The organism is endosymbiont of Lamellibrachia barhami (assembly GCF_011947365.2).
Classification (GTDB): Bacteria; Pseudomonadota; Gammaproteobacteria; order Chromatiales; family Chromatiaceae; genus QGON01.
This window is the reverse complement of sequence record NZ_JAAVSH020000001.1, coordinates 2,888,083-2,908,261: the sequence shown is the minus strand read 5'-3', so window position 1 is coordinate 2,908,261 and position 20,179 is coordinate 2,888,083. Positions and strand designations below refer to the sequence as shown.

24 protein-coding genes are annotated in these 20,179 nt (G+C 54.9%); 10 read left to right on the top strand and 14 right to left on the bottom strand.

The annotated features are described in order from the left end of the window. The coding region (locus G9Q73_RS13290; protein WP_177420202.1) for an ABC transporter ATP-binding protein at nucleotides 1-662 on the top strand (662 nt) is incomplete at its 5' end. Between the two features lie 270 nt (nucleotides 663-932). Continuing rightward, entirely contained in the window at nucleotides 933-1,397 is a 465-nt protein-coding gene (locus G9Q73_RS13285) for a hypothetical protein (protein WP_177420201.1), read from the top strand. Between the two features lie 59 nt (nucleotides 1,398-1,456). Here the strand turns inward: G9Q73_RS13285 and G9Q73_RS13280 are convergent, their stop codons facing one another. The 4 genes from G9Q73_RS13280 to G9Q73_RS13265 all read right to left on the bottom strand — a co-directional run bounded on the left by G9Q73_RS13280 (nucleotide 1,457) and on the right by G9Q73_RS13265 (nucleotide 5,516). Then, entirely contained in the window at nucleotides 1,457-2,206 is a 750-nt protein-coding gene (locus G9Q73_RS13280; RefSeq protein WP_177420200.1) for a fatty acid cis/trans isomerase, read from the bottom strand. Between the two features lie 483 nt (nucleotides 2,207-2,689). Beyond that, on the bottom strand, nucleotides 2,690-3,166 hold the full coding sequence (locus G9Q73_RS13275; RefSeq protein WP_177420199.1) for a GIY-YIG nuclease family protein: 477 nt from the start codon (nucleotides 3,164-3,166) through the stop codon (nucleotides 2,690-2,692). Between the two features lie 23 nt (nucleotides 3,167-3,189). Continuing rightward, on the bottom strand, nucleotides 3,190-3,390 hold the full coding sequence (locus G9Q73_RS13270) for a hypothetical protein (protein ID WP_177420198.1): 201 nt from the start codon (nucleotides 3,388-3,390) through the stop codon (nucleotides 3,190-3,192). Nucleotides 3,391-3,686: 296 nt separating this feature from the next. Further along, a complete protein-coding gene (locus G9Q73_RS13265; protein WP_177420197.1) occupies nucleotides 3,687-5,516 on the bottom strand; it encodes a V-type ATP synthase subunit A in 1,830 nt (609 codons plus the stop codon). Between the two features lie 340 nt (nucleotides 5,517-5,856). On the opposite strand from G9Q73_RS13265, the gene G9Q73_RS13260 reads away from it, so the two are divergent. Next, nucleotides 5,857-6,663 carry a hypothetical protein gene (locus G9Q73_RS13260; RefSeq protein WP_177420196.1) on the top strand — a complete coding sequence of 269 codons (807 nt, stop codon included), beginning with the start codon at nucleotides 5,857-5,859 and terminating at the stop codon, nucleotides 6,661-6,663. Here the strand turns inward: G9Q73_RS13260 and G9Q73_RS13255 are convergent. After that, complete coding sequence (locus G9Q73_RS13255; protein ID WP_177420195.1) at nucleotides 6,660-7,448, bottom strand: hypothetical protein; 789 nt, start codon at nucleotides 7,446-7,448, stop codon at nucleotides 6,660-6,662. The two genes, G9Q73_RS13260 and G9Q73_RS13255, sit on opposite strands and share 4 nt — an antisense overlap. 284 nt (nucleotides 7,449-7,732) lie before the next feature. On the opposite strand from G9Q73_RS13255, the gene soxX reads away from it, so the two are divergent. The 6 genes from soxX to G9Q73_RS13225 all read left to right on the top strand — a co-directional run bounded on the left by soxX (nucleotide 7,733) and on the right by G9Q73_RS13225 (nucleotide 11,381). Next, nucleotides 7,733-8,101 carry a sulfur oxidation c-type cytochrome SoxX gene (soxX, locus tag G9Q73_RS13250; RefSeq protein WP_177420194.1) on the top strand — a complete coding sequence of 123 codons (369 nt, stop codon included), beginning with the start codon at nucleotides 7,733-7,735 and terminating at the stop codon, nucleotides 8,099-8,101. Nucleotides 8,102-8,152: 51 nt separating this feature from the next. Further along, nucleotides 8,153-8,989, top strand: a complete 837-nt coding sequence (gene soxA / locus G9Q73_RS13245; RefSeq protein ID WP_177420193.1) for a sulfur oxidation c-type cytochrome SoxA — start codon at nucleotides 8,153-8,155, stop codon at nucleotides 8,987-8,989. Nucleotides 8,990-9,018: 29 nt separating this feature from the next. Beyond that, the gene (locus tag G9Q73_RS13240; RefSeq protein ID WP_177420192.1) at nucleotides 9,019-9,363 is read left to right on the top strand and encodes a SoxXA-binding protein; all 345 of its coding nucleotides are present in this window, start codon (nucleotides 9,019-9,021) and stop codon (nucleotides 9,361-9,363) included. Nucleotides 9,364-9,394: 31 nt separating this feature from the next. Beyond that, entirely contained in the window at nucleotides 9,395-10,066 is a 672-nt protein-coding gene (locus G9Q73_RS13235) for a rhodanese-like domain-containing protein (RefSeq protein ID WP_177420191.1), read from the top strand. Nucleotides 10,067-10,229: 163 nt separating this feature from the next. After that, the gene (locus tag G9Q73_RS13230) at nucleotides 10,230-10,811 is read left to right on the top strand and encodes a translation initiation factor 2 (RefSeq protein WP_177420190.1); all 582 of its coding nucleotides are present in this window, start codon (nucleotides 10,230-10,232) and stop codon (nucleotides 10,809-10,811) included. Between the two features lie 30 nt (nucleotides 10,812-10,841). Continuing rightward, a complete protein-coding gene (locus G9Q73_RS13225; protein WP_177420189.1) occupies nucleotides 10,842-11,381 on the top strand; it encodes a translation initiation factor 2 in 540 nt (179 codons plus the stop codon). 148 nt (nucleotides 11,382-11,529) lie between these two features. On the opposite strand, the gene G9Q73_RS13220 is transcribed toward G9Q73_RS13225, so the two are convergent. From G9Q73_RS13220 to G9Q73_RS13180, 9 genes are all read right to left on the bottom strand, one after another. Beyond that, the gene (locus tag G9Q73_RS13220; protein WP_177420188.1) at nucleotides 11,530-12,033 is read right to left on the bottom strand and encodes an HD domain-containing protein; all 504 of its coding nucleotides are present in this window, start codon (nucleotides 12,031-12,033) and stop codon (nucleotides 11,530-11,532) included. A 49-nt stretch (nucleotides 12,034-12,082) separates the two neighbouring features. Next, nucleotides 12,083-12,763, bottom strand: coding sequence for a hypothetical protein (locus G9Q73_RS13215; RefSeq protein WP_177420187.1), 681 nt, complete (start codon nucleotides 12,761-12,763; stop codon nucleotides 12,083-12,085). 189 nt (nucleotides 12,764-12,952) lie between these two features. Next, nucleotides 12,953-13,639, bottom strand: a complete 687-nt coding sequence (locus G9Q73_RS13210) for a hypothetical protein (protein WP_177420186.1) — start codon at nucleotides 13,637-13,639, stop codon at nucleotides 12,953-12,955. A gap of 2 nt (nucleotides 13,640-13,641) precedes the next feature. Continuing rightward, nucleotides 13,642-14,094, bottom strand: coding sequence for an ATP synthase subunit C (locus tag G9Q73_RS13205; protein ID WP_177420185.1), 453 nt, complete (start codon nucleotides 14,092-14,094; stop codon nucleotides 13,642-13,644). Beyond that, nucleotides 14,091-15,896 (bottom strand): V-type ATP synthase subunit I, encoded by a 1,806-nt coding sequence (locus G9Q73_RS13200; RefSeq protein WP_177420184.1) that lies wholly within the window; start codon nucleotides 15,894-15,896, stop codon nucleotides 14,091-14,093. Before G9Q73_RS13200 ends, G9Q73_RS13205 begins: the two co-directional genes overlap by 4 nt. Further along, nucleotides 15,893-16,501 (bottom strand): V-type ATP synthase subunit D, encoded by a 609-nt coding sequence (locus tag G9Q73_RS13195; protein WP_177420183.1) that lies wholly within the window; start codon nucleotides 16,499-16,501, stop codon nucleotides 15,893-15,895. Before G9Q73_RS13195 ends, G9Q73_RS13200 begins: the two co-directional genes overlap by 4 nt. Then, on the bottom strand, nucleotides 16,502-17,857 hold the full coding sequence (locus G9Q73_RS13190; protein WP_177420182.1) for a V-type ATP synthase subunit B: 1,356 nt from the start codon (nucleotides 17,855-17,857) through the stop codon (nucleotides 16,502-16,504). A gap of 179 nt (nucleotides 17,858-18,036) precedes the next feature. Then, the gene (locus tag G9Q73_RS13185) at nucleotides 18,037-19,128 is read right to left on the bottom strand and encodes a GNAT family N-acetyltransferase (protein WP_177420181.1); all 1,092 of its coding nucleotides are present in this window, start codon (nucleotides 19,126-19,128) and stop codon (nucleotides 18,037-18,039) included. A 192-nt stretch (nucleotides 19,129-19,320) separates the two neighbouring features. Next, on the bottom strand, nucleotides 19,321-19,782 hold the full coding sequence (locus G9Q73_RS13180; RefSeq protein ID WP_177420180.1) for a hypothetical protein: 462 nt from the start codon (nucleotides 19,780-19,782) through the stop codon (nucleotides 19,321-19,323). 175 nt (nucleotides 19,783-19,957) lie between these two features. Between G9Q73_RS13180 and G9Q73_RS13175 the strand changes: the two genes are divergently transcribed. Beyond that, on the top strand, nucleotides 19,958-20,179 hold a 222-nt coding region (locus tag G9Q73_RS13175), incomplete at its 3' end, for a 6-pyruvoyl trahydropterin synthase family protein (RefSeq protein WP_177420179.1).

Genomic DNA, 20,179 nt, shown 5'->3' with positions numbered 1-20,179 from the left:
CCGATCTCTTTCCCCACCAACTCTCCGGCGGGCAGCAGCAGCGCATCGCCCTCGCCCGGGCGCTGGCGCCGGAGCCGACACTGTTGCTGATGGATGAACCCTTCTCCAGCATGGATGTGGACCTGAGGGAGAGCCTGGCAAGAGAGGTGCGGGAGATACTGAAGCGGGAGGGCACCACCGCGCTCCTGGTCACCCACGATCAGCATGAGGCCTTCGCCATGGCGGATCGGATCGCGGTGATGCAGTCCGGTCTGATCCAGCAGTGGGACACCGCCTTCAACCTCTATCACACCCCGGCAGACCGCTTCGTGGCAGGCTTTATCGGTCAGGGTGCTCTGCTGCCTGTGGTGCGGGACAACCGGGGCAGACTGATCAGTGAGCTGGGACCATTACCGGAGGTCGGCACTGAGGCTGCGCATACCGGCAACATGGAGATACTGCTGCGACCCGACGATGTGGTTCGTCAACCTGATGGCGTGACCACACAAGTGGTCGGCAAGGCGTTCCGTGGCGCGGATATCCTCTATCGATTGCGATTACAGAGCGGCGCTGAGATCCTCTACATCACCCACGGACGGGATAATTTTTCGCTGGGAGAGAGCCTCTCCGTAGGATTGGAGCTGGATCACACGGTGCTATTTCCTGTAGCAGAGTCAGTCTAGATCGAACAGCCCGGGTTCAACGAAAGCGGCATGGAGCAGTTGCCAAGGGCAGAAGAATCCAGCAAAATTTCGCGCCGGTCAGGGTAATAAACCCCGGAGCTCAAGCCACCCGAAAAAGAGGATGACATTCAATTCATTTCATGAACATCTGGTAGGATGTGCTGTGCGCACCGGAATGAGCAATCCTGGTGCGCGGGTTGCACCCTACGTTCGTCGCATCTAGAGAAGCCACACCCCATGCCAACCACCACGACCTCCGAAACTTGAGTTATGAACTATACCGTCAGTGAAACATCGCTTCAGGTTCGCAAGAAAAATATCCTGTTGGGCGCCTTTTTCAGTCTGCTGCTGGTTACCGCCATCGTTGCCGGGCATATGCGGTATCCCAAAACCTATGATGACGTACTGTTATGGTCCGTGGCCGCCTTTGTCATTCTCGGCAATCTCATCAACTACTACCGCTACAACCGCTACCTTCGCCTGGTCAGGGGTCACCGGATCGAGATAGATGGGGATAAGGTCTTATTCTGGACCAATGGTGAGAGATCAGTACTGGATGTGAAGGATGTCACCATGCTCACCTTCTACCGCCGTAAGGGAGAGCTTCAGCATATCCAGCTGAAGCTGAAGAGCAACCGGGGCATACGCCTGGAGGGCTACGGAGACCTGGAGCAGTTGGGCCGGACTATCGCCGACAGGATCCCCAAAGGACAGGTGATCGGCAGAGAACCGTAAGCTTTACGCATGCGCTGATGCTTGCGGCAGGCAAGGGACGAATGGAGATCTGATCAGGCCTATCGATTATCCAACCGGTTGTAATCAAACAGCCCGGACTCAACGGGCGCGGTCTTTCTGTAAGCGGTATGCAGCCGGTCACTGAAGTCCCAAAAGCTGTCACTGGTACGTCTGATGCCGAACCGGTCAAGCAGGTCACTGTAGTCGGCCTCGTTGCTTAACGCTTCAACCTGGTCGATGAAGAGTGGCAGTTCCGCACGATCGATCCTGAGAAAGCTGTTGGGGTAGGCACCGATGAACCCCGGCACCACCGCCAGGGTATCCTCTTCCGGCAGTCGCGCCTTCTCCTCTTTGAAAATGTGGGTGATGTTGCTGTGAGCATTGTTGTGGATCAGGGTGTAGTAGCGGCTCTCCCCTTCATGCAACCTAATCTCCATGAAACTGACCTGGGGCAGTAGTGATGCCGTTAGCCCGCCCAGGTGCTGCAACCGTTCCATCTGCGTCGTGACTTCCAATCCATCACGCGCCTTGTCCAATCGATAGCGGGATGCGTTTGCCTCACCAAGATACTCCTTCAGCATGCCGAACAGCTCTGACTTGGGGTTATCCGTCTGGTAGCTGACTCCGGTGTCCTGATCAAAATTGATATGGCGCTCGTCGACGAACGCCTTGACCTTGTCATGAGCGCCGCGATACCAGTAGTCCCACTGTTCCCTGCGCACCTCCCTGGGGAGCAGCATGAGAAAGTTGAATTCGCCGTCCATGCGCAGAAAATCCATATAGAGCCGGGTGAGATTGGTGGAGATCAACCGGGTACCGTCATAGACCTCCTGCTTACTACCGCCTCTTGCCAGTCCTTCATAGGCGCTCAGTTTGAGCTGACAGGGGGCGTCGTAACGCCTAGCTCACCAGAAAAATGCGAGCGCAGCGAGTATTTTGTCCGGTGGAGCTACTTGTTAGCGCAATGCAATACGCATGCTTCCATTTCTCTTTCGATACGCATAACTACATAATAAAATTCAACTTTCCATCTCGATCAAAATTACAAGTAATAAAACCGCTTGGCTTACTGAATGGCATCGAGAGCAGCACTTCATAGTAGCCACCTGTTGGATATATGAATGTGTGAACAAACTGGTTTGGGTCAATTTTCTTTTTATCTCTAGCATGTGTCATACATTCAAACACAAGCTCATGTTGTTTAAAGGTATCTGGGGAATAAAATATATTAGCGCTCAGAGATACAAACACGATCCAAATAGTAAGAACCAAAAATAAGACCACTTTCTTTATCATAGATCACCTATTATTCCGCATTTTAAGCAACGATCACCACCGTAGTTTTCGTTGTAGCTTAAACCACCACCCCAACCACATTGTGGGCAGAATTCTTCATGCTCGATATCCGTCCACTGCCACGCACCTACATACTCGGGGAGGCCATCTTGATCTAGAGAGACAACCTCGAATGCGTTGTCGTTTACAGCTATATACGCATGAGTTAAGTGTTGTCTAAGTTCTTCTAATACATCACTAGCACTTAAATTGAACCATTCGCGATGTGCATGCTTTTTCTTGTACTTTGTGTGTAGTTTATCTTCAAGCGATTTATCGTTTTCACATTCGATCCATCCCATTAGCTTCAGCTCATACGGACTGCCGGTTTGGAGTTGGCTTACACGCTTGTCTATTTGTATGCTGACCCCAATTTTGACCCTAAGATGGTCAAAGTTGGCGTTTTCATTTTCAGCAATAAAGTACACCGGCATGATGGGATCCACACTTTTAAGCGCTAACAGCCGTGACAGACCACACAGCGCTGCTCCAGGATCGGTTTGACCTGCTGTCGGTAATCGACCGGGGGTTGGTTTTTCGTTGTTTCCAGCATCTCTGCGAAGAGCGGCGTGAGGTCCGGCGTTTCCATTTGCGAACGCGGCACCTGACCACACGCGGAGAGAAAGAGAAGTGCAACAATCGGATACAACCAGGGCATAGCAACTACCAGTACTTTTTCAAAGCGATATGTTGGAGACGGTCTACAAATATCATTTTTGTCATCTCAACCGCAGGGAGATATCTTGAACCGCACTAAGCAGTGTCCGTCCGGGAACGAATGAATAATTGTAGCCGGGATGAAGCGTAGCGGAATCCAGGAAGATAAGTGGCTAATTCATAGTCTGTTCCCGGATTACGCAAGCTCCATCCGGGCTACGGCTGCGGTCGAGATGACAGAACGCAGGGTGCAACCTGCGCACCATTATTGCTGGTGATTGAGCGTTCCAGCCAACATCACGCCACTTCAATGGACAAAACCGCCTTTTCATCAGTCAAATCAGCAATCTGTTTCATGTACTCCCCATACTGGGGTTCATCTTGACCGGCATAGTTCAGGTTCTTGAACAAGCCGGTCAAACGGGTGAAATGGCTGCGCGTTTCATCCTTGTCGGTGAAGGCATAGGTGTTAGAGACGATCTCATAGACCCGATTGAATATCTCGGCCTGGCGCTCCAGAGTGGAATTGGAATCCACCTTGTCGAACGCATCCTGCTGCAGGAAAACCATATCGAGGAAAAGGGCCTTCTGCTGCCAGACAAAATCCTCCAGGGTAATACCCTCCTCGCCAGTCACCTGCATCATCTGGGTGACACGCTCCCCCTTTGCCAGGAGATCGGTCATCTCCGCCACCCGGTCGCTCCATCCTGGCGCTATATTCGACTCATACCAGGAGCGAAGCTGCTCATGGTAACGGGACCAGGAGAGCAGGGGATCGACAGCCGGATAGAATCGTTTGTAGGCCCGTTCCGCACTCAGACCGAGAAAACATTTGACGGTGCCCAGGGTCGACTGGGTAACCGGCTCCTCGAAGTTGCCACCGGCCGGTGAGACGGTGCCGATCATGGTCAGACTGCCCACCGAGCCGTCGTTGGTCTGCATCATGCCGGCCCGCTCGTAGATGCCCCGCACGGATGAATCGAGATAGGCGGGAAAGGCCTCCTCACCCGGGATCTCCTCCATGCGGCCCGAAGTCTCGCGCATCGCCTGAGCCCAACGGGAGGTGGAGTCGGCGATCAGCAGCACATCGAACCCCATCTGCCGATAGTATTCCCCCAGGGTGATGCCGGTATAGATCGATGCCTCCCGCGCCGCTACAGGCATGGAAGAGGTATTGCAGATGATGATGGTGCGATCCATCAAAGAGCCACCGGTGCGGGAATCGTTCATCTTGGGGAATTCCGAGAGGGTCTCCACCACCTCGCCGGCCCGCTCTCCACAGGCCACCACGATCACCACGTCCACTGCCGAAAAACGGGAGATGAGGCTCTGCAGAACCGTCTTCCCGGCGCCGAATGGACCGGGAATGCAGGCGGTGCCGCCACGGGCGATGGGGAAGAAGGTGTCGATCAGACGCTGCCCGGTGATCAAAGGCTCATTGGGAAAGAGCCGTTTGCTGCTGCCGCGCCGGGTAAGCCGCTCAGGCAGCGCCCGGCGCACCGGCCACTCCTGCGCCAAAGTGACCGCTCGCTCCCGGCCCTTTTGGTCCCGGATACGCGCCACCGGAATATCCACGGTGAAGGTCCCCTGCTGAATCCAACTCACCGTCACCTCGTCCCGTTCACCGAACGGCACCATGATCTTGTGGGTAAAGCGTCCCTCCTGCACTGTGCCAAGGGTATCGCCGGGACGCAGCACCGCGCCAGTCTCCACACAGGGCACGAAGGACCAGTGGGAGGTCTGATCCAAGGCTGGGAGGTCCACGCCGCGGGGCAGAAAGTTACCGAAATTGATGGCGAGACCTTCAAGGGGGTTCTGCAGACCATCGTAGACCTGCCCCAACAGGCCCGGCCCCAGGGTGACCGAAAGCATCCTGCCGGACTGCTCCACGGGATCACCAATGCCGACAGCCCGGGTGCTCTCGAAGACCTGCGCCACTGCACGGCGTCCCTCGACCCGCAACACCTCGGCCTTGAGGCGCTCCTGCCGACCTTCTACCTGCCGGGGCGGCAGGACATAGATCACTTCATTCTTCACCAGCGGCTGGCCACCGGTTTCCGGCACCTCGATGGTGATTATGTCCTCCTGGACGGCAACCACCTCGGCCAGTTTGTCGGCATCGGTCATGTCTGAGATCCCATTTTTCGACAATAACTCACAGGTTGGCAACGAACCGTATTCCGGGCCAGTGCTATAAGGTACTGCCACAAGCGCGGATTTTCCAGCCACAATATAGACGCCTCGGGTTTTATCCGCCCATACACGGCAGCATTTCCGATCACGGCTCAAACAGAAACCTTACTCTTCCCCTGAAATCTTCCCAATTGACGACCCCGTTCACTAACTGACTCAATTTTGACTGCTACACTTGAGACTCAAAGGCTGCTTGCGGGAAGCAATTCAGTCGCTGAAATCAGCATTTTTTCGAGGAATACCAAGGCAGCATCAATGTAACAGTGATAGGGTAATGAGCGTGAAAACCGGATTAAACCATCGACTACTATGCATCCTGACCCTCCTCATGGTCACGGCAATTGCGATGGCCGATGATTCCTCTCTCAACCGGGATGGAGTGGGCGACAATGTGAGCAGTTTGCTCACTCCGAACAACGCCAATCTTCTCATGGAAGACTACAACCTTCCCCTTTCCGGCTCCTATTCGTTGCAGATCGACAGAACCCTGGGAAACTTCGAAGACGACAGCGTAACCGGACTTGGCGGACACGTCTTCTGGAGCGACCCGCAGCAGGGTCTGCTCGATGCCAGCGCCTCCACCCTCCAATGGGGCGAGGCTAACGTCAACCGGTTTGGCTTGGACGGAAAGTGGTACAACTCCATTACCACCCTCAGCGGAGGGGTGGAGTATCAGACCGGGGATGTGGACAATCAATTCAACCTCTTTGCCGACATCGGCCTCTACCCATTCGAGATCCTCTCTATTCAGGGTGGTGCAGCACAGATCAACGGCGAGCCAGTGGGGCACTTGGGCTTTGAAGTGCAACCTGCTGCCGACGCCATGCCGGGCCTGACCCTACTGGGATCGGCGGCGATGGGGAAGAAGGACCACGAGTATATCTTTCTGGGACTACGCTACGCTTTCGGTTCCAACAGCCGCCTTATCGACCGACATCGCAACAACCCCTCTCTGCTCTTTGGCTCCAGAAGGTTCGGCACTGACCTCTATTCGATCAAAACAGAACGCGAAAAGAGCAACGAGGCACTTTCATCAACCGAACCAGGTTTCGAGGGTGCAACCCAGAGCAAGACGCCTTAACCACCCTCAATCCAACCGATCTCCCGCGCTGTCGTCTCTCCCACCAGACACTGCCGCAGGCCTGACGCCATCTCCACCACGTCTGCGGACAACATCACCCGTCCAGCCATGATTTCACAACGGCGCTGTGGAAATAGAGGCTTTCTACCGGGTTCGGCGTAACCATCAGGAAATAGCGGCACACCACCTGGGCCATATTTATCGGTGGCGCCCACTGTGTGCAGCAACTCATGGGTTATCACGAGGTTGTTCCTCGCGTTCTGAGACTCATCAGCATAAGCATACACAAGGCCCAGCAACCCTTTCTGCAAACCAAGTGAATGCATCAAAGGCACTCCGCCATTTTGCTGTTGATAACGCACGAAAATCCTTACCCGCTCCCGGTTTGAAACATCATCCGGAGTATGCTTCCAGGCCCAATAACGCATTCTCAGACTCCAGAAGACACTGCTCAACACCTTCGCTCCAATTTCAGGAGGTTCGGGAGGCACGGCAGATACCATGGGGCCAATACGAGTAAGGGTCGGTGGATCAGCCAGCAAGTCGTACTTTTCACCATGACGTCCGGTGAATCTGTCGATGGGTGCAAAATCCGCATCGGTCAGTCCCGCGATATAAACGGCTGTTCCCGGATCCCCATCACCATTGATGGGAAAGATCATCACCTCCAGCGGATCGAGCCAGTCAGTTGAATCCAGGCGCTGGCCGTGAGTATAAATAGCCACTGTAGCCAACAGGATCAGCAGACCCAGGATGCGGAAGTTCCGAAAACTGAACAACTTCATCTGCAATACTTCCGGGTTAAATCAAACACATCAGCCTCTAAATTTTTATGAGCACAACCTAACTAAGCGACAAATAAGGAAATTTATTAAGGTAAACCGCTATACGATTTCCTGATTATTCCACTTTCCTCACTTCCTTTTCCACGTCACAATCACTACAGTCATGTTTGATTGTCCATTAGAGACAACGACTACTCAATTTCCGGTTCCTCTTCTATTCCACTCACCCTGTGATGAATGCGGGATACCGGACACTATTCGTTCCACCAAGACTGGAGGATGTAATGACGATAAGCACTAAACTGCTTGGAATGGCCAGTGCCGGCGTACTGCTGACCGGACAACTGGCGCTGGCTCCCGTTGCTTCGGCAGCAGGCCCCAGCATGATCGAGGAGGGCAAGAAACTCGCCTTTACCCGTAAAAAAGGCAACTGCCTGGCCTGCCACATGATTGCAGGCGGCCAAGCGGCAGGCAATATTGCCCCACCGCTGGGCGCTATGCAGTCCCGTTTTAAAAGCAAAGCGGAACTCAAGGCCCAGATTGCGGATGCCACCGTAAAAAACCCGGAAACCTCTATGCCGCCGTTCGGCCGGCACAAGATCCTCTCAGACGCCGAAATCAACAAAGTCGTTGAGTTCGTCTGGTCCCTGTGAGCGATCCACTCTTAAGCCACCGAACCCTATTGGTTGGAGATTAATCAGATCATGAAACACCTACTGAAAAAGATTGCGATGCTGGCCGTTGCCGGCGGTATTGCCGCATCTGCACAGGCATCCCCGGAGGCAGATCGGGAAGCCTTCCAGAATTTTTATAAGAACCGCTTTGCCAATGTAGCAATGGAAGAGTACGGCAACGGCGTCTATGCCATCGACCCGATCGGACGTGAAAACTGGGAAGCCATCGAAGAGTTCCCACCTTACGAGCCTTTCATCGATGAAGGCCAGGCAATGTGGGAAAAGCCCTTTGCCAACGGAAAAACCTACAAGGACTGTTTTGCTGACGGACCTGCCATCGCGGGCATATATCCCCTCTGGGACAAAAAGAATGGCATGGTCATCACCCTGGCCCTGGCCCTCAACAAATGTCGTGAGGCCAACGGGGAGAAGCCTCTGAAGTATAAAAAGGGCTCCATCAACGACATCCTCTCCTACATCGCCTATGAATCACGCGGCCAGAAGACCAACGTAATCATCCCGAAAGATGATCCTCGCGCGCTTGCGGCCTACGAGAAAGGCAAAAAGTTCTACTATACCCGCCGCGGTCAGTTGAACTTCTCCTGCGCCAACTGTCATCTGCAGAACGCCGGCATGAACATTCGCGCTGATACACTCGGCCCGGCACTGGGTCACACCACCCACTTTCCGGTCTATCGCTCCAAATGGGGCACCGTGGGCACCTTGCATCGCCGCATCACCGGATGCAACAAACAGGTACGAGCCAAGCCCTTCAAGGCACAGGGTGAACAGTACCGTAACCTTGAATATTTCCTCACCTACATGAGCAACGGTCTCGAGCTGAACGGCCCGGGCGCACGGAAATAATCAGGAAACAGAGAGATCCGGAGTACACTATGCAAAACAAATTGATTGGTTATGTAATGATCCTGGCTGTACTGCTCTTCGGCGGGTTGGGCACTGTCCAGGCGGCAGGTGCGGCGAAAGCCTCCAACCCCGAAGCCGCCAAGGTCGAAAAAATGATCGCCGTCGCCGATAAGGCGCGCAAGAGAGCCGCCTCAGTGGAAGGCGAATGGCGTGACGTCGGCAAGATGCTGAAAAAAGCCAAGGCCGCACTGGCAAAGGGTGACTATAAAACTGCCAAAAAACTTGCGGCAAAGGCAAAGTCACAGAGCGAAATGGGATACAAACAGGCAGTCGCGCAGAAAGATCTGAAGATGCCTTCGTACCTCAAATATTGATCACGACTTTCCTATCAGGAGGAAGTTCATAATGAAATATGCCAAGGCATTGATAAGACTCGCTCTGGTTGGCGGAATTGCGCTCTCTGGAGCAACGATGGCTGACCATGGCAACAATATCACTTCGACACTGCGGTCCGTTGACGTGATACACCAGGGAAAGAGCGTCACTATCGAAAGAAGCAGCGATAAAAACGCCACGGTTCCCAAGGCCTACAACAAGGTCTCCCGCCACTGCCCACCTTTCTGCATCCAGCCGATGCCGTTGGGCCAGGGCATTGAAACCCTGGGTGAACTGGAGGTTCTGGGTTACCTGAAGCGGGTTGCCAACGGAGACCGCACCGTACTGGTGATCGACTCCCGCACCCCTGAATGGATAGCTCGCGGCACCATTCCAGGCTCAACCAATATTCCCTGGAACAAGATCAACGTCGACGTTGAAGGCACCTTCGCAATCGATGCTGAAGCAGACACCTTGCATGGTATTTTGCAGGATACATTCGGCGCAAAACTGAGAAACGGCAGTTGGGATTTCCGTAACGCCAAGACCCTGGCATTCTTCTGCAACGGGGCTTGGTGCCCACAGTCAGCGGTTAATGTCAAGACCTTGGTCAGACTGGGTTATCCGGCCTACAAGCTGAAGTGGTATCGCGGCGGCATGCAGTCCTGGGTAAGCCTGGGGCTGACCACGGTCAACCACTAAACCACCCCACGGCAAAAACTCCGACGCCTTCACGGCGCCGGAGTTTTTACTCTCCCGCCCGCAAATCCCCCATCAGAAATAGTTTGATAGTCGGTAATAATCCTTCTAATTCCAAGCGGATTAAGTTAGCATTTTCCCGTTACCCCGTTTGGAGACCGGTCGCATGGCCGAGCAGGACAAAACCGCTATCAAAAGCACGCAAGAGGCCGTAACCGACGAGCAGTTGGTGCGTGCCGTCACCTCGTTTGAAGCCATCATCGTCAGCCAGATCGAGATTAAAAACATTCTCGGTGACCGGCTCAACTACAGTATCCGGACTGGGCTTATCATTCTCGGCCTCATCGCCATCTCCATTCTGATCCTGCTGCTGACACTGTCATCACAGATCACCCGTATCTCTGCGGTGGTAGGTGACATGAATCATAACTTCACCTCCGTCTCCGCACAGATGGTAAATATCGACACTTACATCACGTCCATGGAAAAGCGGGTCAGTCTGCTTGGCGGAATCACCCGCCAGACGGAGACGATGGATCGGGAGATGGGTACCATCACTGTCGATCTCCGGCGTATGCGCGGCACACTCAAAGGCATCCAGCAACATGTCCAATCCGTGGACGGAAACATCACTTATATCTCAACAGCCATCGACAAGATGAATTTTGATATCCAGAATATGGGACATGACATGCACCGCATGGGCCAACCAGCCCGGTCAATGAACAGGATGTTCCCTCTTCCCTAACCCGGATTTCTCCTTATTTGGAATAAGAAAATGGCAGAAGATCCCAAACGATTAATGGTGGAGGTGATCGGGCGTCTCGGACGTGAGACCCAGATTCATATCGATGAACGGCACCACCACTTCCGCATCACGAACCTCTTTCTCTATGCCGTTGCTGCGTTCCTGATGATCGTGGCGATATTCAATGTCTACTACATCAGCATCCTGTGGGAGGATCTGAACGGCATCGTCAACAGCATGGACTCCATGCACACCAATCTGCAGGGCGTCAGCAAAAGCATGCACTCTGTCACTGCCAAGGTTGAATTAATCGATAAGCATATGGCCCACATGGACGAAATCTATAGCCACACGGAGTCTATGGGAGAATTGATGCCATCGGTGCGCGAGTCCATGGGCGCCATGGCGGATGAGATGGTGCTTATTGAACGGGATATGAGCCACTTGGATGGCGGCATGAGCAACATCGAACTGCGCTTCATCCAGATTACCGATGGAGTGGGGGTTATGCGCAGCAATGTGCGTCAGATCTCCCGGCCAATGGGTATCTTGAACCCGATCATGCCCTAAGGAGCCTCTGAACAAGTCATAGACCTACAGTTTGCGGCTGAAATGCACTGCTTCTTCGTTGGAAATCTTCGCAATAGCTTGCTATTACGTGCGATTCCCGCCTCAAATCAGCGCATTTCATCTCACAATCTGAACGGCCCAGACTTATTCAGAGGCCCCTGAGGCATTCGTTGAGGCGAGACCAGATATCATCACACAGCCCTTTACGGTAGACGGCTGATCTGAAAACGGCCTGCTCCCGGAGATACATATCCAGCCGCGTACTGTCTTGCTCCGTTAAACAGACAGTGACGTTTGCCAGCCTGTCCGCCGCCTTCACCACGAGCGCCAGCTCATGGCTACCGCTCACCCGGCGCATCTTCTGATTGGTTTTGCGCTTCCGCTCCCCCCGGGTACGTCCAGGCTCGTCGGTTACAATCTCCACGCAGGCGCCAACAAAGTGGCCAAACACCTCCGCCACTTCGAGACGGTTCACCGGTGTATCTTCAACCACGTCGTGCAGATAGCCTATGATCTGGGCATCATTCCCAAAGGACTCGACAAGCCCGACCACCTGATCCAGATGGTAGATATAGGGTTTATCGCCATAGCGCTGCGCTCCGTGCGCCTCAACGGCAAACACTCTCGCCCTATGTAGCAACTCGTCAGTCATCTTCCAAATATAGATCCAAACGAAGAAACATCACAAAAAGACCCTGCATTCACGCAAACATCTGCGCATACTCTCCTACTGCATCGTCCAATACGTTTTCAAAACGCCGCACAGCCCCTGCGCCATGATAGCTGGACCAGCGATCCATGATGCCCCATTTCAATACATAGGCCACCACCGCCTCAAAATCAAAATAGTGTCCCTCACCCTGTTGATCCAGCGTGCGCCACTGCTCTCCCAGCAGGAGCCGCTCCAGCCCCAGGTGGTCCTCCTCCCGTAACAGCCGGTTCGCCTCCAGCACCCAGGGGAAAGCGCGTTCCAGGCTGAAGCCAGGTTCACCCCAGTTTCGGTGGATCACACCCAGCCAACGGCCAAAACCCCACTCCGTATGAAGATCCGGCGCCGACTCTCCACGCCTGCGCCGCCGCAACGCCGCTACCAGCGTTCTGAATTCCATACGTTGACGGATCAGCTGCCGCAACCACTCGTTTTTCAGTGCCTCGAGCAGCCGTTTCGTCTCCAAAGTAATTTCAGCATCACTCGTTTCATGGGTATGAGAGGACCACCACAGCAGCCCTTCAATAGCCTGCAATTGCGTGGCATCTTCCGGCGTCAGAAAACTCAACCGTGCTTCAAGCTGGATGCGTGAGATCGGTGTCTGAGACACGGCAAAGAGTTGTCCCGCATGGGGCAGACTGGTAATCAGGGTGATGTAGGCGTCTCTGGACATATTAAATTGTGCATATTTGTAGGTTGGGTTAGATGCGCATTGCCCCAAATTATCGCTTTTCCACCAAGCTTCGCGCGCATCGTAACCCAACAGCGGTTTGTCGGGTTACGTCGCTCAAGGTGCAGTGCCGTATTTTGGTCTTGTCATGTTGCGCGACTAACCCGACCTACGTTGAATTGTGCCAAATAGTCAACGGACGATGCCTTCCACCAGCGCCCGGAAACGGGGTTGCAGATGGGCCAGAAGGAGTTCTGTCACCGCAGCCTCTGTGACATCCAGCTTGATGGCATCACCTCGAATAGAGAGGCGGATTCCCGGCATGCCATCATCCGCCTCGATAAAGGTCACCCCTTCCCGTAGCATCTCTTTGGTGATCAGTCCGCTCAATTCGGTCAGCGGATTGGCCCGCAGAACCTCGGGATCCTTGCGCAGCTCTTCAAGACCCACAGCATCCCGTGGCAGCAGTATCTGCATCGGTTCCGTCTCGTCGATCTGCTCCTTCGCCCGTCCGGCCACCTCCAGAATCAGCCGTTGCAGCATCTGTTCTCGGCTCATCTCCCGGCCGACCGCCCGCTGCACCTCAGCGGCAAAACGGGCGCTGAGGGTGGACTTCAATGACAAAATGGCATCACGCACCGCCACCGACAGCGACTCCTGCAGCGCCTTTTGGGTTTGCCCGGCATGCTCCCGTGCCGCCTTTTTCAGCGCCTCTGCCTCCAACTCGGCCTGTTCCACGATCCAGGCAGCCTGATGTTCCGCATCGGCGACGATCTTCTCGGCCCGCTCCCGCCCTGCCGCAACACCTTCGTCATGCAGGCGCTCTATCAGCGCCTCAACGCCGGAAGAGACCTGTAGTGCACTGTTATCTTTTGCCATTGCTACTTCACCCCAGGCAGATCGGCGCTGAGCACCAAAGCGAAAACAAAGGCAAAAACCGCAAAACCCTCCACGATCGCCGCCGGCGCCAGGGAGAGACCGAATATCTCAGGCTTGGCCTTTGCCGCGTTAATGGCCGCGGCACAACTTCGGCCCTGATAGATCGCACTGAACATCAGCGCCAGACCACAAAGCAGCCCGATACCAAACATGCCTGCCGCCGCTTCAGGGGTCACGGTACGATTAAGCGTAAACATCACCACAATGCCGTAGATCACCTGGGACGACGGCATGGCCGATATACCGACATAGCGGCCATGACCACTCTCCGTCTCTATCATCGCGCCAATAGCCGCCTGTCCCGCCAGGGAACAGCCGATCACGCTGCCGATAGCGCCTAGCGCCATTGGGCCGTAGATTCCGACCCAACCCAGCGCCATTACAAACTCATTCATGGTTCGATCTCCTTTTTGGCGAAGGCGCGAAAGGGGTATCCCTCATCGGACATCCCCCAGTTGAAAAACTCGATGAAGTTGAGGCGCAGTCCGTGTACGAAGCCACTGATGATGCCCAACCCCAAGTTGATGCTGTGGCCAAGAAACAGTATCAGAATCGCCAGCAGCAGGCCCGGACCGGGCAGCGCTGTCTTGACCTGCATCGCCAGGTCGTTGAAGGTGAGCGCCAGGGAGGCACTGGCCAGCCCCAGGGCAAAGAGACGCAGGTAGCTGAGCACATCACCGAACATCTTGGTGACCTGAGCCAAGCCCCCCAGACCATCCAACAGGCGCAGCAGCGCCGACTTCCAGTCACTCACCCTGCGGTTACTGGCGAACAGCATCACCAGCAACAGACCCAGGCTCAACAAAAGATAGCCCGTAGTAATCAAGCCCTGCATGCCCTCTGTACTACCGAGATAGACGGCGAATCCACCCACGATGGCCAGACTCCAACCGATCGGCCGCGCATTGTGCGGAAAGGGACGCAACCTCAACGCCACCACCAGATTAGCCATCAACAGGTGCAGACAACCGATGGCAATAGAGAGTCTCATCATGCTGTCGAAGTCATTGAGATCCAACAGCTTCAACCGTGCCACAAGTGTGCCGGGGGAAGGCTCGATACCAAAGTAGCTGCCCACCAACACCCCGTAGAGAAAGGAGGCCGCCAAAACCACCACCGACAAGATACGCAAGCGCCGTCCCTCTGCCGACCGCTCCAAACGTTTCCAGTAACGCGCCAGGATCAACCCGAGAATCACCGCATAACCGGCATCAGCCAATATCATGGCGAAAAAGAGCGCGAATGAGAAGAAGACAATGCGTGAGGGATCCCATTCATGGTAGTTGGGGGTCTGGTAGAAACTCACCAGATCCTGCCCCCCATCCACCGGCGATGGATTCTCCAACAGGGTGGGCGGTCGCTCCTCCGGCAGCGGCTTCTCTGCGGTCAGCGCCAGCCCCAGCGCTGTTGCAAACTCCTGCAGCCGCGGCAATTCACGCTCAGCCAGCCATCCTTGAACCAGACAGACGCCATCCTGCAGCCAGATGCCCTGATCCGCCTCCACCAGGGCGGAACGGTCCTCCGCGTGGGCAAGATTCTGGCTGAGCAGAAAGATCCAGCGGCTCAATGCAGTATGTTCGGCATGCAGATCTTCGAGTAGCACCTCGGTTTCATTCAATCGCGCATGCAACTGACTCAGAGAGACCGCCCCTGTATGGGTTCTGGGTACAGGCAGCAGACCTGCATCCGGCTCCTCCCGGGCAATCACCACCACATAGGTAAAGCGATTGTCCCGATGGACCTCCTGCCAGGGCAGATCCAGTTCGGCCAGCCTTCCCCGCTCGTGCAGCGGCAGTTGATAGAACCAATAGAGATAACCGCCGGAGTAAGCGGAATCGGGCAGCGTAAAATCGCCCCAGGGGGTCAGCTCATGGATACGGCGTTGCAGGAACGCCTTCTCATCCTCGGCTTCACGCAGACGCTGCCTATTGCCCAGCGCCAACCGCACCACTCCATCGAAATCAAAAGTCTCTTTATCCTTTACCTGCTGGCGCTTCTCCGCCACATCGCTGATCCAGCGCAACGCTTTATAGGCCTCTTCAGCTGGCGCGCTCGGCGTTCTGTCCGGGTCTGCCGCAAGTTTTGGCCGCAAGGGTATCAGGTGCAGACACCCCATTCTCTGCAGCTCCGAAAGCATCACTTTACGGTCTTGAGCAAGTCCGGCAAGCGTGACTTTACGTAGCGCGAGGATGGTCATCGCAAACCACCTTCTGCCTGTTTTTTGCGCTTTGCCAACTTGGCCCGTACCACTCCGGCCCGCGCCTCATCCGCCAGATAGATACGGATCTTTCTGATCTGTTCGCGGGCACGGGGGATCAACACCTTGTCGAACAGGTTGACCCGCTGGGTGATGGTGCGCACCTCCGCTTCCAGCAGTTTCAGTCGCTGTTCCGCAACCTGCATTCGCAGACGCATCTCCAAGGCCTGCTTGAGTTTCTCCACCAAAGGGTCGACCCAGTGGGGCCTGGCCAACAAAGGATAATCAGCCAACTGAAACTCTACACTTTCAAGGAGGGGAAGGCGCACTCCCATGACGTTTTCTTCACCCAAACTGACCCCGGCAATCGATACGAGTCCTTCAAGACTGATTGCCTGATAGGCAAGCATCGGCAGCTGTTCATTGATCCAGGGCGAGACCGCATCCAGTTGCGACTGTTCGGACGAACGCATTGCTCTGGCCTTCGCCTGTTCCGCCAGCAGTTGTTTACGTTTCATATCCAGTGACGGCAGAAAATCACGATAGCCTTTGAGCAGCTGATTCTGCCGGGTCAGTGATGATTTATTGAGCGCGAGCCGGGTCATCTAGTGAGAGGCTCCAGGCTTTTCATTGTGCGGAAAATAGCGTTCGATCAGCCTCTGCTTCATCAACAGCTCCGTCGCCTCGAAGCACTCTGCCAGGGTCTGCCAGCAGAGATCCAGCGCCTCCTCAAGCGGCATGGAGACACCGATATCCATGAAGCGCGCCTTAAAGAGTTTGCCGAATTTAAGCAGTTTATGGTCGAACGCGGAGAGTTCAAAGGCCATCGCCTGCTTCTGCTCGGCGTCCTTCGCCTCCGAATAGAACCGGATCATGGTATTCATGATCTGACCATGATCCTCACGGGTCTCTTTGCCGATCACGTGCTGTTTCAGGCGCGAGAGTGAGCCGAAGGGATCGAGCACACCATTGTGCAGGTAGAACTGCCCCTCAGTGATGTAGCCGGTGTTGTCGGGCACCGGGTGGGTCACATCACCACCGGGCATGGTGGTGACCGAGAGAATGGTGACGGAGCCGCCTTGGGCGTAGTCGCAGGCCTTCTCATAACGCCGCGCCAACTGGGAGTAGAGATCCCCCATGTAACCCCGATTGGAGGGCACCTGGTCCATGGCGATGCCCACCTCTTTCAGCGCATCGGCAAAAGCGGTCATGTCGGTGAGCAGCACCAGCACCCGCTTGCCCTCCTCAACCGCAAAACGTTCCGCGACAGCCAGCGCCATATCGGGGATCAGCAGCCTTTCTACGATAGGGTCGGATGCCTGATTGACGTACATCACGGTGCGGGCGAAAACGCCGGCATCCTCGAAGGCGGTGCGAAAGAAGTGATAGTCGTCAAAAATCAGCCCCATGCCGCCAAAGACCACGATATCGGCATCGGCCTGGATACCGACCCGCGACAGGAAGCGGTTGTAGGGCTCACCGGAGACGGAGAAGATCGGGATCTTCTGGCTCTCCACCAGGGAGTTAAAGACATCGATCATCGGCACATCGGTGCGGATCATCTTCGAGGCCAACACCCGCCGCATGGGATTGACCGAGGGTCCGCCAATCGCCACCCGCGGATCATGGGCCAGAGAGGGACCCCCATCGATGGGCTCACCGGTACCACGAAAGATCCGGCCGAGGATATTGCTGGAGTAGGTCGTCTCCATCGGGTGACCGAGAAAGCGTACGGTGGATGCCGTTGAGACCCCTTTGGTGCCGTTAAAAAGCTGTAGGCTGACCAGATCGTCCTGCATGCTGATGATCTGGGCAAGAGAGCGACTCTCATCCCGATCCTCCACCATCGCAAGATCCCCAAAACAGATATCCTGGCCCGATCCCATCTCCGGAACCTGTACCTTGATGATGTCACCAACGATCTCGGTAATTCGGGAGTAGTGGGCGAGGCTCAGACTCATGGCGTTCTCCATTGGCCGAACACCCTTTGTAACCGAAGAGATTGGCCTAGGCAAGCCTCAAGAAGACCGTAGGCCTGATCAAGCGTAGCGGATCAGGCAAAATGCTGGGAACAACTCATGCCGGATCCGCTGCGCTTGATCCGGCCTACATTCAAAGGGATAGGTATGGTTGTTTGGTTCTACCCGGATTGCGTAAGAAATCGGCCAGTCGGCCAGATCTCTTTACTGAACAGCAAACGGGCCTTGAGATTGGGGGAGCCGATAAACAGATCGTAGCCACTCCTCTCCTTTGCCCCCCAACGACGTTTTTCCTCGTCAGCACCCATCAGAAAATCGTAACCTTTGACCCCGGCATTAATACAATCCTCGATGACGAGGGTGCGCAATACCTCTCCCACCCCCGGCACAGCGTCGGGATTTAAGGCCTCCTGAAGCAGAAGATAGTGGTTGTTGTAGATAGAACCGATCTGGATCGCTTCTATCTTCCCATCATCTGTTATCGCCGCGAGCCTGAGCAAACCTTCATCGAAAACCCGCTGCACAAACAGACGGTAGAATTCCGCTTCGTAGGGTTTGCGCCCTGCACCACCCGCCAGGCGCCAGCGTCGATCATGCAACTCAAATAACGCCTCCAGAAGTCCCGGCAGATCCGCTTTGTTGTTACAACGGGTGATCTCCACGCCTTCTCTGCAAAGAAGCGCAGACCGTTCGCCGCGCAAATCCTGCACTCTTTCGCCAAAGAAATGTGCTTCGAACTGCGCCATCGTCTCAGGCAGGTCAAAGTAGCCGAAGCGGGTGGCTCTGTAACGATGGGGTAAGCCGCCAGTCTGACAGGCGCTACTGATGTTCTCAATGTTGCCGGTCCAACCGGTCATGTGCGGCATCCAGATGGTGTCCCACCTCCCTTTGGCCTCCAGCAGTGCACTGACAATCGCCTGCACCGCCTCTTTTTCCACAGGCCGAAACACAATCCAGTCAGGGTACTCCGCGCCGGTGGCATAGTCCGCCATGATCCGAAGCGTCTTGAAGGAGACCAGATTCAGCAGCCGCAACTCCGCCATATAAAAGGGGGCCAAACCCACGAGATCACCCTTGTCGTCTCTCACCACAACGACAAAGGGTTCCACCGCCTCATGGACCGCCTCCCGCCAGGCCTGGATCCAGTCCCAGGTAAGAAAAACCGTGTCCGCCCAGGAGTTTTTCAACAGCGCACCCCAGTCTTCCTTGAGCTGATCAAAATCTGACCAGCGGGTAATTATTTGGGATTCCATATTGGTTGAGGTTCCACTCCGGGCTTTCGTGGTGGATGAATAATCGTTGATATCCCAGCTATTGTAATGACCAAAAGCTACGCTGTAACGTTTTGCTCGGCCATTATCCAATCTGATTTACACCAATACGGAGGGACGGCACCTGGATGGAGATGGGTAGCGTCCTGTAGCTGAACAATCGGGCAAATCAAATCATCCCAGCAGTAGCGAGATGGTTCTGGCTGTCCACTGCTCCTGACCAAGGGCTGGCTTGCCCATGCTGTTCCACAACTCAGCCATCTGTTCCATCGAAACAGAATTTGCTCTCAACTCAATGATTTCCCGGCGCAAAGAGCCGATGTAGCGATCCTTGCCCACAAGACAGATCAGCCGGTCATAGTCCATTTCAACATCGTTCTCCTCAGCGAGTCGGTCCATGACATCCTCCACCATGTGGTCCTGGATGAGCGCGATTGCCGATTCCGCCAGTGCCTCATCAGGATCGGCTTCTGCCCCAGGCATGACCATCTCAATCCCTCCGCTCCCTCTTTTTTGCCAGCTTTCCACTGCATCCTGCACATGTTCCGACGCAAGATGTGGAAAACGCTTCATCAAGCGCTCCAGATGGTCGACCGCCTCATCCGCGATCATCAAAAAACGGTGGTCCGAACTCATGCCATCTCTCCCAAATGTTATCGGCCAGGATTACAGGGGCTCAGAAAACCTCCTAGCCCCTTTAAATATAGCGCTGAATTCCCGATTTTCTTTAACGGTTTCCAGGTGTCCACAGTAGCGGGCAGATAAATCAGGCCTTATACTCCAGCCTCTTTCAGATCAAGACAGCGCTGACATGTACACCGTCACCAAAGAGATCCATTTCTGCTACGGGCACCGCCTGCTCAACCACAAAGGCAAGTGCCGTTATCTGCATGGCCACAACGCCACTGCGGTGATTCGTCTGGAGAGCAGTAAACTGGACGAACTGGGCATGGTCTGCGACTTCAGCGATATCGGGGGTTTCGTCAAGCGGTGGGTCGACAGCGAACTCGACCACAACATGCTGATGCACCAG